Source organism: Paraburkholderia hiiakae (assembly GCF_904848665.1).
GTDB lineage: Bacteria > Pseudomonadota > Gammaproteobacteria > Burkholderiales > Burkholderiaceae > Paraburkholderia > Paraburkholderia hiiakae.
Genome location: NZ_CAJHCQ010000002.1, coordinates 386,620 through 399,101, shown reverse-complemented (window position 1 = coordinate 399,101; position 12,482 = coordinate 386,620). Strand labels below are relative to the sequence as shown.

General features: G+C 64.3%; 14 protein-coding genes and 2 pseudogenes. 9 read left to right on the top strand and 7 right to left on the bottom strand.

What is annotated here, in order from left to right; genetic code table 11:
• Positions 1-401: 401 nt before the first annotated feature.
• Together JMY28_RS05725 and JMY28_RS05720 are read left to right on the top strand one after the other, a co-directional pair.
• Positions 402-638, top strand: a complete 237-nt coding sequence (locus JMY28_RS05725; RefSeq protein WP_201694915.1) for a DUF4148 domain-containing protein — start codon at positions 402-404, stop codon at positions 636-638.
• 40 nt (positions 639-678) lie between these two features.
• Positions 679-1,101, top strand: coding sequence for an organic hydroperoxide resistance protein (locus JMY28_RS05720; protein ID WP_201694914.1), 423 nt, complete (start codon positions 679-681; stop codon positions 1,099-1,101).
• 86 nt (positions 1,102-1,187) lie between these two features.
• On the opposite strand, the gene JMY28_RS05715 is transcribed toward JMY28_RS05720, so the two are convergent.
• Together JMY28_RS05715 and JMY28_RS05710 are read right to left on the bottom strand one after the other, a co-directional pair.
• Entirely contained in the window at positions 1,188-2,222 is a 1,035-nt protein-coding gene (locus JMY28_RS05715) for a 2-hydroxyacid dehydrogenase (protein ID WP_201694913.1), read from the bottom strand.
• A gap of 227 nt (positions 2,223-2,449) precedes the next feature.
• Positions 2,450-2,812 carry a DUF4148 domain-containing protein gene (locus JMY28_RS05710; RefSeq protein ID WP_201694912.1) on the bottom strand — a complete coding sequence of 121 codons (363 nt, stop codon included), beginning with the start codon at positions 2,810-2,812 and terminating at the stop codon, positions 2,450-2,452.
• A 322-nt stretch (positions 2,813-3,134) separates the two neighbouring features.
• Between JMY28_RS05710 and JMY28_RS39310 the strand changes: the two genes are divergently transcribed.
• A complete protein-coding gene (locus JMY28_RS39310) occupies positions 3,135-3,260 on the top strand; it encodes a hypothetical protein (protein WP_266232470.1) in 126 nt (41 codons plus the stop codon).
• 28 nt (positions 3,261-3,288) lie between these two features.
• Here JMY28_RS39310 and JMY28_RS38860 read toward each other — a convergent pair.
• Positions 3,289-3,423: pseudogene (locus JMY28_RS38860) on the bottom strand (formylglycine-generating enzyme family protein); the annotation flags it as partial.
• A 149-nt stretch (positions 3,424-3,572) separates the two neighbouring features.
• A pseudogene (locus JMY28_RS05705) lies at positions 3,573-4,002 on the bottom strand (arylsulfatase); the annotation flags it as partial.
• Positions 4,003-4,266: 264 nt separating this feature from the next.
• On the opposite strand from JMY28_RS05705, the gene JMY28_RS05700 reads away from it, so the two are divergent.
• The 5 genes from JMY28_RS05700 (at position 4,267) to JMY28_RS05680 (ending at position 10,477) form a co-directional block, all read left to right on the top strand.
• Complete coding sequence (locus JMY28_RS05700; RefSeq protein WP_201694911.1) at positions 4,267-5,799, top strand: NfeD family protein; 1,533 nt, start codon at positions 4,267-4,269, stop codon at positions 5,797-5,799.
• On the top strand, positions 5,796-6,569 hold the full coding sequence (locus JMY28_RS05695) for a slipin family protein (protein ID WP_201694910.1): 774 nt from the start codon (positions 5,796-5,798) through the stop codon (positions 6,567-6,569). Before JMY28_RS05700 ends, JMY28_RS05695 begins: the two co-directional genes overlap by 4 nt.
• Positions 6,570-6,754: 185 nt before the next feature.
• Positions 6,755-8,809 carry an elongation factor G gene (gene fusA / locus JMY28_RS05690; RefSeq protein WP_201694909.1) on the top strand — a complete coding sequence of 685 codons (2,055 nt, stop codon included), beginning with the start codon at positions 6,755-6,757 and terminating at the stop codon, positions 8,807-8,809.
• 31 nt (positions 8,810-8,840) lie between these two features.
• Positions 8,841-9,485, top strand: coding sequence for a TetR/AcrR family transcriptional regulator (locus tag JMY28_RS05685; protein ID WP_328809375.1), 645 nt, complete (start codon positions 8,841-8,843; stop codon positions 9,483-9,485).
• A 77-nt stretch (positions 9,486-9,562) separates the two neighbouring features.
• Positions 9,563-10,477 (top strand): alpha/beta fold hydrolase, encoded by a 915-nt coding sequence (locus JMY28_RS05680; protein ID WP_236596711.1) that lies wholly within the window; start codon positions 9,563-9,565, stop codon positions 10,475-10,477.
• 36 nt (positions 10,478-10,513) lie between these two features.
• On the opposite strand, the gene JMY28_RS05675 is transcribed toward JMY28_RS05680, so the two are convergent.
• Genes JMY28_RS05675 through JMY28_RS05670 form a run of 3 tightly spaced genes read right to left on the bottom strand, consistent with a single transcriptional unit; the run spans position 10,514 to position 11,765 of the window.
• On the bottom strand, positions 10,514-11,257 hold the full coding sequence (locus JMY28_RS05675; RefSeq protein WP_201694908.1) for a response regulator: 744 nt from the start codon (positions 11,255-11,257) through the stop codon (positions 10,514-10,516).
• Positions 11,254-11,385 (bottom strand): hypothetical protein, encoded by a 132-nt coding sequence (locus JMY28_RS39305; protein WP_268960617.1) that lies wholly within the window; start codon positions 11,383-11,385, stop codon positions 11,254-11,256. The genes JMY28_RS05675 and JMY28_RS39305 overlap by 4 nt, the downstream gene beginning before the upstream one ends.
• A complete protein-coding gene (locus JMY28_RS05670; protein WP_201694907.1) occupies positions 11,382-11,765 on the bottom strand; it encodes a GFA family protein in 384 nt (127 codons plus the stop codon). The genes JMY28_RS39305 and JMY28_RS05670 overlap by 4 nt, the downstream gene beginning before the upstream one ends.
• 336 nt (positions 11,766-12,101) lie before the next feature.
• Between JMY28_RS05670 and JMY28_RS05665 the strand changes: the two genes are divergently transcribed.
• Positions 12,102-12,467 carry a cupin domain-containing protein gene (locus JMY28_RS05665; RefSeq protein WP_110383838.1) on the top strand — a complete coding sequence of 122 codons (366 nt, stop codon included), beginning with the start codon at positions 12,102-12,104 and terminating at the stop codon, positions 12,465-12,467.
• The last annotated feature ends 15 nt before the right edge of the window (positions 12,468-12,482 follow it).

Below are 12,482 nucleotides of genomic sequence, written 5' to 3'. Positions count from 1 at the left end.
CACTTCTCCTTGTTGTGCATGCAGGCCGCGCCCAAACGGCTTGGCCTCGTTGATTAGCCAGCGGCAGCAGATCGGTCGATCGCGCTCGCGGCGGCAGGCATAAACGCCCCGGTGAATTTATATCCGAGCAGGAAAAGCGCCATGTATCCCAATGTGTCTGCTGAGAGCGTGTACACAAAACGAATCAAAAAACGTCGGGGCGGCAGGATCGATCGCGGTGAGGACGGGATTGAACGAGCGGCGCGTTTGTATCGCAATGTATAAGCGCCTGGTCCAGACACATACCCTTGCAAAACGCGGCGTTCATGAAACACGGCAGATACGTCCGGCGGTTGTAATGCATCAACGCCGGAACTTGCTGATGACCGGACGGATTTCCAAACCCTTCCCAGGAGAAAGTCATGAACGTATCGAAGCTCGCTCTCGCCTTCGCCGCCAGCGCCGCAGTCCTCGCAGCCTCTCCGGTGTTCGCCGCCATGCCCGCTCAGTCGAGCGCAACGCAGCAAAGCCAGGCATGGACGCCCGCCAGCAATGCGGCGAATGCAAAGATCACGCGTGCACAGGTTCGCCAGGAACTGGTCCAGGCGCAGCACGACGGCCAGCTCGCCGCGCTCCAGCAGCTGTATCGCGGCAGTTAAATCATTGTCCTCACGAAGCTAACCTCAGGAGCCAAGAACCATGACCCAGGCAGAAAAAGTGCTGTACACCGGCACGACCCACACCACCGGCGGCCGCGACGGCGCGGCCCGCAGCGAGGATGGTCGTCTGGACGTGAAGCTTTCGCCGCCCGGCTCGAGCGCACCGGGCACGAACCCGGAGCAGATGTTCGCGGCGGGCTGGTCGGCGTGCTTCATCGGCGCGATGGGCCGCGCCGCCACGAAGCTCGGCGCGACGCTGCCGCGCGACGTGTCGGTCGACGCCGAGATCGACCTCGTCAACGCCGACGACGCCTTCAAACTGCGCGGCCGCCTGAACGTGACGCTGCCGGGCGTGGATCGCGAGATGGCACAGCGCATCGTCGAAGCGGCACATCAGATCTGCCCGTATTCGAAGGCGACGCGCGGCAACATCGACGTCACGCTGGCAGTCGTCGAGGCATGATCGTGTAGTAGTAGAAAGCAAAAAAGCGGGGCTGCTTGCGCGCGCCCCGCTTCGCCTTTTTTGCCTGTTGCTGTATGCGTTGCGCGTTAGCCGTGCGGCGCGTCCACGAGATTGGCCGGCGAGCCGTTGCGCCAGGCCTCCACGTTGCGCAGCGTCGTTTGCGCAATCTCGCTCATCGCTTCACGCGTGAAAAACGCCTGGTGCGACGTGACGATCACGTTCGGAAACATCAGGAGACGCGCGAGCACGTCGTCCTGCAACGGCGCATCCGAATGGTCCTCGAAGAACAGGCCGCCTTCTTCCTCGTACACATCGAGGCCGAGGTGTCCAAGCTGGCCGCTCTTGAGCGCATCCACGAGCGCGCTGCTTTCCACGAGCCCGCCGCGCCCGGTGTTGATGAGCATGGCGCCGCGCTTCATCTTCGCGAGCGCGTGGCGATCGATCAAATGACGCGTTGCGGGCACGAGCGGGCAATGCAGGCTCACCACGTCGGACTGCGCAAGCAGCGTGTCGAGCGGTACGTAGCGCGCGCCGAGCGCCAGCAAGTCGGCGGCCGGCGTGCCCGGGTCATGGGCGAGCACCTGCATCCCGAAGCCCGCCATGATGCGCGCGAAACACCGGCCGATAATGCCTGTGCCGACCACACCGGCCGTCTTCCCATGCAGGTCGAAACCGAGCAGCCCCGCGAGCGAGAAGTCGCCTTCGCGCGTGCGCGACACGGCGCGCGGCAGCTTGCGGTTCAGCGCGAGGATCAGCCCGACGGCATGCTCGGCCACCGCATGCGGCGAATACGCGGGCACTCTCGCGACGGTGATGCCAAGGCGCTGCGCCGCCGCAAGATCGACGTGATTGAAACCGGCCGAGCGCAGCGCCACGAGTCGCGTGCCGCCCTTGTGGAGGCGCTCGAGCGTGGCGGCGTCGACCGTATCGTTCACGAACGGACACACCACGTCATAGCCGTCGGCGATCACGGCGGTATCGGCGTCGAGGTGCGATTCCTGGTAGTGCAATTCGTACTGGAAAGCGGTGTTCGCCTCGGCAAACGTATCGACGTCGTACTGGCGCGCGCTGAACAGGATCATGCGTGGGCGAGCGGAAATGGGGATCTGGGTTCCCGGCATGTTGACCTCGTGCGAGCTTCGGGGTGTATGCGCGAATGGCGCGTTGACGCGCATGGACGCGTCTTGAACTCAAACGTTCGCAAGTGCCGCGCGGGCACGCAAGCACATGGTACCAGCAGCAAGTCGGGCAATTGGGAACAGGGGGGAAGCGCGCGCCAGGCATAGACGCGGCAAAGCCGCGAAGCTTGCCGGTATGCGGCAAACTTCGCGGCATGATGCCGCGCGCATTACGAGTGAGCGTAGATCGGTTCGAGGCCAACGACATCCTGATCGGCCGCATTCGCACCGGGGGCATTCGATACGGCGCGAGCGTGCGTGCGGCTGCCTGCCGCGGATGCGCCCTCACCCACCCCACCGAATGCCGCCGCCGCTGCGCCATTCTCAGCGCTCACGCGCGAGAGCGCGGCTTGCAGGTTCGCGGGGTATTGCGTGTTGTCGCTGGCGGGGTTGTAGCCCGCCTTCTGGAGTTGCACGAGTTCGGCCTTCACTTCGGCGCGGGTTACCGGTTGGCTCGATTGCGCGAACGAGAGCGCGGGAACGGCAACGAGGGCAGCAAGAGCGGCGGCGGCGAGCGATTGAGCGAGCTTCACGGTGTTTCTCCTGACGTTGGGTGACGGGTTGCGCACTGTTGTGTATCAACCTTGCGTAGGAGACATTTGAACGCCGCGATGTATCTGGCTTGTTTGCGCGCGCGCCCGTTTTTGCAAGCGCGCTTGTCGCACGGGCGGCCAGACACAGTGCGATACAAGAAGGCGCCTTACCGCGTGCGGACTGCCCGCTAGCACACCAATAAGGGGCAAATCAAAAGTGTTGCTGCACCACACACTTAGGGTCCTCGAGCCTTGCATTCTGCCCCGAGATCTCTATAATAAGGGTTATCCCTTAGGCACTAACCCTAGCAAAGAGGAAATCATGGGTGCAATCGTCGAAAAAGTGACTCAAGTTCTGGCTGCACTGCGTCGTCTCGGCGCCGAAGCGCTGAACCGTCACCTCGAATACTGCGAGCTGCTCGCAGAAGCTCAGCGCCGCTGGTACTAATTAGCGCCTGACTGCAGCAAGCGTCCGTACCCGCGGGAACGGGGCCGGCATGGCCGTCCTCGGCGGTGTTGAGCACCGGAGATGCGCCTTGCCAGTAGCTCGCCGTGGGCGCTGTGTCGAGGTCCGCGCGCTCGCGGCCGGCCTTCTCCGCGTATTCCCGCTCCGGACTGCGTCGGCCGGGCGCGGGGCGCTCGTCCAGGTAAGCCCACCGTGCTGCCGAACACGAGCGAACCGCCTTGCAGATGCGCCAAGCCGGTCTTGCGCTCGTTGCCGAGCGCCGCGAGTGTTAGCCGATAGCGCATTGCCGCGCCCTCAGTAATAACCTTGCGGACGCAACGGTTCGACGCCGCCCACGTTGTTCATATCCGTGTTCCACCGGTTCACGAGACTCTGGATCACCGAGGGATTCTGCATCGAGACATCCGTGGTTTCGCCGCGGTCCTTTGCGAGATCGTAAAGCTGCCAGTGACCGTCCGTGGATCCGAGCCGCGGCTCCGTCCACAATGCCTTCCAGCGGCCATCCGCGCTGCGCAACCAGGCGGCGGCATAGGCTTCGTCGCCGAACGCTTCCGTGTGCACTTCCACAGTCGTCTTGCCATTCAGTTGCGCACGCAACTGACTTGCCCGTCACCTTGCCCTTGTTCTGGTCGACACCCGTGAGTGCGTTGATGAGCGCGGGCGCGGCCTGGTTCGGCGGTGTGACGCCGGCCACGTCGAGGAAGGCGGCGGTGTCGTCGGTGACTGCCCACGCCTTGTCGACATTGCCATGGCCGTACGCGGCGTAACCCTCCGAGGCCGCAGGCACGGCGCTGATGTGTTTCACGTCCGCCGTGCGTTGTTGTCCGTGGCGGGCGAGCGCGTGAGCGCTTAAGTGTGCGGCGCAACGTTCGGCGCGTATTCCAGCCAGTCGGGCCGGTTCGCGCTTTGCGCGGAAAGCGCCTAATCTTGAGGTATCGGCTCCTGCCCCATCTGTGAACCGGAACGTGCGCCATGCTCCGGACTTCCGATGCGCGATCATCGCCCCTCGCATGCCGCGGTGCACGACACGCCGCCCGCTCAGCCGCACCATCCGCTCACGGCGCGGCTTGCTCGTGCCGTCGTGTTCGTCGCCTTGCTCGTCGCGTGGGCAGCGCTGGCGGCTGCGCTCGCTTTGCCAGCGGCCTTCGCTGCGGCTAGCCCACCCGTCGTCGTCATGACCGTGAACGGTGCGATCGGACCCGCCAGCGCCGATTTCATCGTCCGTTCGCTGGAGCGTGCCGCGCGCGAGCGCGCGCCGCTTGCGATCCTCGAACTGGATACGCCCGGCGGCCTCGACACCTCGATGCGGCAGATCATCAAGGCGATCCTGGCCTCCCCGGTGCCGGTCGCGGCGTTCGTCGCGCCCGGCGGTGCACGCGCCGCGAGCGCGGGCACCTATATCGTCTACGCAAGCCATTTCGCGGCCATGGCGCCGGGCACCAATCTCGGCGCGGCGTCGCCGGTACAGCTTGGCGTGGGCGGCGGCGGTGGCCCTGCAGGTGGCCCAGCAGGCCTCCCGGAGGCCGCCTCCGGCGCATCGGCCCCGCGCGCCGACGACAACGCATCGACGGAAGCCCGCAAGGTCATGCACGACTCCGCCGCCTACATTCGCGGCCTCGCGCAACTGCGCGGGCGCAACGCGGCGTGGGGCGAGCGCGCGGTGCGCGAGGCGGTGAGCCTATCCGACGAAGAGGCGCGCGACCAGCACGTGATCGACCTGATCGCGCAGGACCCTGCCGATCTCGCGCGCCAGCTCGACGGCCGCACCGTCACGACCACGGCGGGCACGCTGCGCCTCGCCACCGCGCACGCGCCGCTAGAAGTCGTCACGCCCGACTGGCGCAACCGTTTCCTTTCGATCATCGCCGACCCCAACGTCGCGCTGATTCTCCTGACCATCGGCGTGTACGGGCTCTTCTTCGAATTCGCCAACCCCGGCTTCGTGCTGCCAGGCATAGCGGGGGCGACTTGCCTGCTCGTGGGTCTGTTCGCCATGCAATTGCTGCCCGTGAGCTACGCGGGTCTCGGGCTCGTGCTGCTCGGGCTCGCATGCCTCATCGCGGAGGCCTTTTTGCCGACGTTTGGCGTGCTGGGCTTTGGCGGCATCGTGGCGTTCGCCATCGGCGCGCTCATGCTGATGGACACCGGCGCGCCCGGCTATGGCATCCCCATACCGCTCATTGCGGGCCTGGCGCTCGGCGGCGCGGCGTTCGTCGCCGTCGTGTCCAGCGTGGCTCTGCGCGCGCGGCGGCGCCCGGTGGTGACCGGCGCGGAGGCCATGGTGGGCGCCATTGGCGAAGTGATCGACGAGGGCCTGCAGCCCGATCCGCGACCCGGCCACGCGGCACTTTCCACGGGCTGGGCCCGCGTGCACGGCGAGCGCTGGCACGTAGCCTGCGCCACGCCGCTCGCCGCCGGCAGCCGCGTGCGCGTGAGCTCGCGCAGCGGCCTCACGCTCACCGTCGCCCCGCTGCACGGCGCCGTACACGACAGGGCACACGACAAAGGAGAACGTTCATGATCGGCTTCACGTTCGGCTTCACAGGTCTTCTGATCGCGCTGGTGCTGCTGATCGCGTTATCGTCCATCCGCATCTTCAAGGAGTACGAACGCGGCGTCGTGTTCATGCTCGGGCGCTTCTGGAAGGTCAAGGGGCCGGGCCTCGTGCTGATCATTCCTGTCGTGCAGGTGGCGGTGCGCATGGACCTGCGCACCGTGGTGTTCGACGTGCCCGCACAGGATGTCATCACCCGCGACAACGTTTCGGTGAAGGTCAACGCCGTGGTCTATTTTCGCGTGGTGGACCCGGAAAAGGCCGTGATTCAGGTCGCGCGCTACGTCGAGGCGACGAGCCAGCTCGCGCAAACCACGCTGCGCGCCGTGCTCGGCAAACACGAACTCGACGCCCTGCTCGCCGAGCGCGAGCAACTGAACGCCGACATCCAGAAAACGCTCGATGCGCAAACAGACGCGTGGGGCATCAAGGTATCGAACGTCGAGATCAAGCACGTGGACATCAATGAAACGATGATCCGGGCGATCGCACGCCAGGCCGAAGCCGAACGCGAGCGCCGCGCAAAGGTGATTCACGCGGAAGGCGAACTGCAGGCGTCCGAAAAATTGCTGCAGGCCGCGCAATGTCTCGCGCAGCAGCCGCAGGCCATGCAATTGCGGTATCTGCAGACGCTCACCACCATCGCCGCCGACAAGAATTCCACCATCGTCTTCCCGCTGCCAATCGAGTTGCTCAACGCGCTGATCGAGCGAGGCGGTACGCCGCGCGAACGTTGAGTGATCCGTCCCCTCAGTTTCACGCATCAAACGTCTTCTACAGTTCACCTGAATATTGCAGCGCAGCGAAGATGGCCGGACAGTGCGTTGCGCGCGTTCGTGCACGCTATTTTCTGCTTGGGATTGGCAGAGCGCGGAAATATCGCCAATAATTGCCGAACATCCACTAACGGACGACGGCGGCCATGGATTACAGTCCCGAAGCCATCCGCACGATCGCTCTGGTCGGCCATGCCGGCTGCGGCAAGACCTCGCTTGCCGAAGCGCTCCTGCACCAGGGCGGCGCGCTGCACGCCCCAGGCAGCGTGAATCGCGGCACCGCCCTCTGCGATTTCGATCCCCTCGAACGCAAGTACCACCACTCCCTCAATTCCGCCATCGCCCACTTCGACCACCAGGGCACGCGAATCTACCTGCTCGACACACCCGGCTACCCCGACTTCTCCGGCATGTCGATGAGCGCGCTGCCCGCGGTGGAAACAGCGGCCATTGTCATCAACGCGCGTACCGGCATCGAAATGACGACGACTCGCATGATGACGTACGCGCAGCAGCGCAAGCTGTGCCGGATGATCATCGTGAACGGCATCGACGCGGAAAAGGTCGATTTGCCGGGACTGCTCGCGCAGATACAGGAGACCTTCGGCAAGACCTGCCTGCCGATCAATCTGCCTGCGCAAGGCGGCCGCGAAGTGGTGGACTGCTTTTTCAACCCCGCGGGCGAGGCCGATTTTCATTCGGTGGAAGCCGCGCACAATGCGCTAGTCGACCAGGTGATCGAACTCGATCCCGAGTTGATGGAACTGTATCTCGAACAGGGCGAAGCCATTAGCCCCGAGCAACTGCACGAGCCGTTCGAACGCGCGTTGCGCGAAGGGCATCTCGTGCCGGTGTGCTTCACCTCGACGACGACGGGTGCGGGCATCGCGCAACTGCTCGACGTGTTCGTGAAGCTCTTGCCCAATGTCACCGAAGGCAATCCGCCGCTGTTTTACCGCGAGGTAGACGGCAAGGAAGGCAAGGAGCCCGTGCGCGCCGAACCGGACGCCGATAAACACGTACTCGCGCATGTGTTCAAGATCGTGATGGACCCGTATATCGGCAAGGTCGCCGTGTTTCGCATTCATCAGGGCACGGTGACGCGTGACAGCCAGCTTTATATCGGCAACGCGCGGCAGCCGTTCAAGGTGGCGCATCTGCTCATGCTGCAGGGCAAGGAACATACGGAGGTCCAACGCGCGGGGCCCGGCAATATCTGCGCGGTGGCGAAGGCGGACGATATCGGCTTCGACGCCGTGCTGCACGACGCACCCGAAGACGGCAACATCCACCTCACGCCGCCAGCGTTTCCCACGCCGATTTACGGTCTCGCTATCGAGCCGGCGCGTCCGGGCAACGAGCAGCGCGTGTGGGAAGTGCTGCAAAAGCTCGCGGCGGAAGATCCTTGTCTGCAGATCGATCACCCCGAGGGCACCAACGAGACCGTTGTACGTGGGCTGGGCGAACTGCACTTGCGCTACATGCTGGAACGATTAACCGATCAGTACAAACTTGAAGTCGTGACGCGTCCGCCGACGATTGCATGGCGCGAGACGATTGGCGGCAAAGCCGACGGGCATTGCCGCCACAAGAAGCAGACCGGCGGCGCGGGCCAGTTCGGCGAGGTCATGTTGCGCGTTGAGCCCTTGCCGCGCGGTGCGGGCTTCGAGTTCGTGGATGCCGTGAAAGGCGGCGCGATTCCTTCGCAGTTCATGCCAGCGGTGGAAAAAGGCGTCTTGCAGGTGATCGACAGCGGGCCGCTCGCGGGTTTTCCCATGCAGGACGTGCGCGTGATTGTGTATGACGGCAAGCACCATCCGGTGGACTCGAAGGAAGTGGCGTTCGTAACCGCAGGGCGCAAGGCGTTTATCGATGCGGTTTTGAAGGCTCAGCCGATCGTGCTCGAACCGATTGTCGATATCGAAGTGATGACGCCCGAGGGCGCGATGGGCGACATCATCGGCGATCTTTCCGCACGGCGCGGGCAGGTGCATGGCACGCGCACGATGGGCGGGCAGGCCATGGTCATTGCGGGGAAGGTGCCGCTAGCCGAACTCAACGATTATCAGTCGCGGCTGAATTCGCTCGCGGGCGGGCATGGGAACTACAGCATTCAACTGAGCCATTATGATCCCGTGCCGCCGACGCACCAGGAAAGGCTGGCGGCGCAGCATAAGGGGCGGGGGGAAAGTGTGGAGTGAGGGTGGATTAGATGGGGTAGTTGATTAGGAAATGAACATTTCCTATAATCGCACCATGGCATCCGATCACCCACCCCAATCCGTGGCCCGCAGCCCCGGCCGGCCGCGCGAATTCGACATGGAAACCGTCGTGGACGGCGCCGTGCGCGTATTCCGCGAGCGCGGCTACCACGCCACCTCCGTAGGCGATCTCAGCGAAGCAACGGGCCTGACCGCAGGCAGCCTCTACAAGGCGTTCGGCGACAAGCGCGGTGTCTTTCTCGCCGCGTTCGATCACTATGTCGCGACGCGCAACGCCGAATTGCGCCATCGCCTCGCCAGGCAGTCCAAAGCAAACGAAAAGATCCGCGTCATCCTCCTTTTCTACGCCGAATCGTCCCATGGCAGCGAGGGCCGACGCGGATGCCTGGTCGTTTCGAGCGCAACGGCACTCGCGACGTTCGACGACGAAATCGCCACGCGCATCGAAACCGCCATGCGGCGTACCGAAGAGATGCTGCGCGAACTCCTCCAGCAAGGCCAGAAAGACGGCTCCGTTGCACCGGAAATCCATGTTCCGGCCATGGCGCGCACCTTGCTCGCGCTGCTCCATGGCTTTCGGTTGATCGGCAAATCCGGTCGCACACAGCGCGACATGCTAGCCGCGGCCGAAGAAGCCATGCGTTTGCTGCGTTGAAATTTTTTTGGCTAATTTGGAAATGATTATTTCCAATCTATGCCTGCGTTCCTCTACACCCACAGGAGCTTCACGTCATGAGTACGCCCTCACGCATGATCGACCACGGTCCAGCCTCGCTGGCCGACCCAATCCTGCCCGGCTTCGAGCATCGCTTCGCGACCGTCGAAGGCACACGGCTGCACTACGTCATCGGCGGAAAGGAACAAGGCGAGACCGTGGTGCTGCTAGCCGGCTATCCGCAGAGCGGGTTCGCGTGGCGCAAGGTCATGCCGCGCCTCGCGCAGCGTTACCGCGTGATCGTCCCTGACCTGCCCGGCCAGGGCGACTCGGACCGCCCGCCTGGCGGCTACGACACACAATCGCTCGCAACCGTCCTGCACACGTTGCTCGGCAAGCTCGAAGCACGTCGCTACCACCTCGCCGCCCACGACGTCGGCGCATGGGTCGCTTATCCCTACGCTGCACTATTTGGCGATGAAGTGTCGAAACTCGCATTGCTCGACGCCGGCATCCCCGGCATCACCCTGCCGGAAGCGTTGCCCGTGGCGCCCGAACGCGCGTGGCGCACCTGGCACTTCGCCTTCCATGCGATTGCCGATCTGCCGGAGTTGCTGATAGCCGGCAAGGAGCGCGCGTACCTGGACTGGTTTCTGCGCCGCAAGACGGCGAATCCGCAAACCTTCACGGATGCCGATATCGACGAATATTTGCGCGTGTTCACGAAGGAAGGCGGATTGCGCGCGGGACTGGCCTACTACCGCGCGGCCGATGTTTCGGCGCGCCAGAATCGCGAGTTGAGCACGCGCGGCAAATTGCGGATGCCCGTTCTCGCGCTGAGCGCCGACCAGGGCTCGATTGCGGACATGGCTGGTCCGCTGCGCAATTACGCCGATGAAGTGCAAGGCGCGACGATTGCCCACTGCGGCCACTTCCTGCCGGAGGAACAGCCCGCAGCGGTTGGCGAAGCACTGCTGCGCTTCTTCGGCTAATTCGACTAATTCGGCCAGCCCTGACCCTGGCCGCCCTTACTCCGGGGCCTGGACTGTGCTCACCGCCGAGGAAAACACATACCCCTCGCTGCGCAGCGTCTTGATGTAGCGCGGTTCGCGCGCCTCGTCGCGCAGGCGCTGGCGCAGCCGGCTCACGAGCAGGTCGATCGAGCGGTCGAACGCATCGGCCTGGCGGCCTTGCGTGAGGCTCAGCAGTTGGTCGCGCGTGAGCACGCGCTGTGGATGGTCGAGGAACACGCGCAGCAGCCGGTATTCCGCGCCGCTCAGCGCGACAATCGTGCCTTCGGCATCCAGCAGATGGCGCGCCGTGGTATCGAGCCGCCAGTCGCCGAACGCGAGCAATTGCGCCGACTCGCTCACTTCCATGCCCGGCGGCAGCATGCGTGTGCGGCGCAGCACCGAGCGGATGCGCGCGAACAGTTCGCGCACGGCGAAGGGCTTGGGCAGATAGTCGTCGGCGCCCATTTCGAGGCCGACGATGCGATCCGTCTCCTCGTTGCGCGCGGTGAGCATCACCACGGGCACGGCGCGGAACTTGCCCGCGCGCAGTTCGCGGCATAGCACGAGGCCGTCGTCACCGGGCATCATGAGGTCGAGCACGATCAGGTCGGGCGCGCCGCTCTCCAGCAACGCGCGCATCTCGCGCCCGTTCGCGGCCAGCGACACGCGCATGCCGTTCTTTTCGAGGTACGCCCCGACCAGTTCACGTATGCCGCGATCGTCATCGACGATCAGGACGTGATCGATCTTTTCCGTCATTGGTTCTTTTTCTCCTTGCGCGCGAGGCGTGAACGGGTTTCCGCGATGCACGAACAGTACACCGGATGGGCAATCTCCGCAGCCAGGCCGCTCGCCGCGAAGAACAGGATAGCGAGCAGGCGTTTCATGCGTCCTCCATCACGGAAAGGCTGGCGCCGTCGGCAACCGATGCTTCGAGCGCATAGACATCCACGCCTTCCAGGCAGCCGAGATTGACGCGCCAGCGCGCCGGGTCCTTGCGCGTCTGATGAAACGGATAAATGCCGCAGTGCTTGCAGAAATAGTGCTTCGCCACGCGCGTATTGAACTGGTAAAGCGTGAGCGCGTCTTCGCCCGCGAGGATGGTCAGTTCGCGAGCCTCGAACAGCGGGCTCATCAGCGCGCCCTTGCGGCGGCACAGGCTGCAGTTGCAACGCCCGGCCGGCTCGATCGCCGTTCGGACTTCGAACTGTACCGCACCGCAATGACAGGAACCCTTCCAGCTAGACGTGCCCTTCGACGTGCTCATATTGCTCTCCGCTCGTTTGATCTGGTTGCCTGATTTATAGCGCAAGGCGCGCGCGGCGCTGTATCGCACGGTATCCACCGCGCGGGCGGACACAACATATTGCAATGCGGGCGCAAATCGCTACAGGGCACGACGACGGGGCGCGTACAAACCGGACCCGCGGCGCGCGATTCGGGACGACAATGTGCGCTGGCGCAGATTCGGCGCGCTGCTCATCGACCTGAAATGACCTGAAATGCCCGGCAATGACCGCAGCCGGGCCAGCAACAAACCGGCATTGTTTATGCTCGTTTGCTGTAGCGAGCGAAACGCAGAGAACGGCTCCAGGAGGTCTCCATGAAATGTCTGCGAATCTACGCCGACGCCCAGGGCGAGTCCCATTTCGAGGACATCGATATCCCGCTCACGCCGCTGGAGCTCTTTCCCAACATCCCGCCCATTTATCTTTCGACGTGGGAGCAGGCGAAGGCGGTGCGCTTTGGGTGGGTGCCGGCGGGCCTCAAGGAGGCGGACTGGCACACCACGCCGGTTCGTCAGTTCGTGATCTGGATGACCGGCTGGGTCGAGTTCGAAACGAGCGACGGCGACACGCGCCATTGCGAGCCGGGCACGGTCGTGCTGTGCGAAGACACCGTGGGCAAGGGTCATCGCTCGCGCCACCCCGAGGAAGGCCAGTTCAACGTCTTCATTCCGCTCGCTTAAGCGACGTGGGCGAGC

Coding starts and splice junctions, on each gene's coding strand:
- JMY28_RS05725 (WP_201694915.1), top strand. CDS start 402: ATGAACGTATCGAAGCTCGCTCTCGCCTTCGCCGCCAGCGCCGCAGTC.
- JMY28_RS05720 (WP_201694914.1), top strand. CDS start 679: ATGACCCAGGCAGAAAAAGTGCTGTACACCGGCACGACCCACACCACC.
- JMY28_RS05715 (WP_201694913.1), bottom strand. CDS start 2,222: ATGCCGGGAACCCAGATCCCCATTTCCGCTCGCCCACGCATGATCCTG.
- JMY28_RS39310 (WP_266232470.1), top strand. CDS start 3,135: ATGGGTGCAATCGTCGAAAAAGTGACTCAAGTTCTGGCTGCACTGCGT.
- JMY28_RS05700 (WP_201694911.1), top strand. CDS start 4,267: ATGCGCGATCATCGCCCCTCGCATGCCGCGGTGCACGACACGCCGCCC.
- JMY28_RS05695 (WP_201694910.1), top strand. CDS start 5,796: ATGATCGGCTTCACGTTCGGCTTCACAGGTCTTCTGATCGCGCTGGTG.
- fusA (WP_201694909.1), top strand. CDS start 6,755: ATGGATTACAGTCCCGAAGCCATCCGCACGATCGCTCTGGTCGGCCAT.
- JMY28_RS05685 (WP_328809375.1), top strand. CDS start 8,841: ATGAACATTTCCTATAATCGCACCATGGCATCCGATCACCCACCCCAA.
- JMY28_RS05680 (WP_236596711.1), top strand. CDS start 9,563: ATGAGTACGCCCTCACGCATGATCGACCACGGTCCAGCCTCGCTGGCC.
- JMY28_RS05675 (WP_201694908.1), bottom strand. CDS start 11,257: ATGACGGAAAAGATCGATCACGTCCTGATCGTCGATGACGATCGCGGC.
- JMY28_RS39305 (WP_268960617.1), bottom strand. CDS start 11,385: ATGAAACGCCTGCTCGCTATCCTGTTCTTCGCGGCGAGCGGCCTGGCT.
- JMY28_RS05670 (WP_201694907.1), bottom strand. CDS start 11,765: ATGAGCACGTCGAAGGGCACGTCTAGCTGGAAGGGTTCCTGTCATTGC.
- JMY28_RS05665 (WP_110383838.1), top strand. CDS start 12,102: ATGAAATGTCTGCGAATCTACGCCGACGCCCAGGGCGAGTCCCATTTC.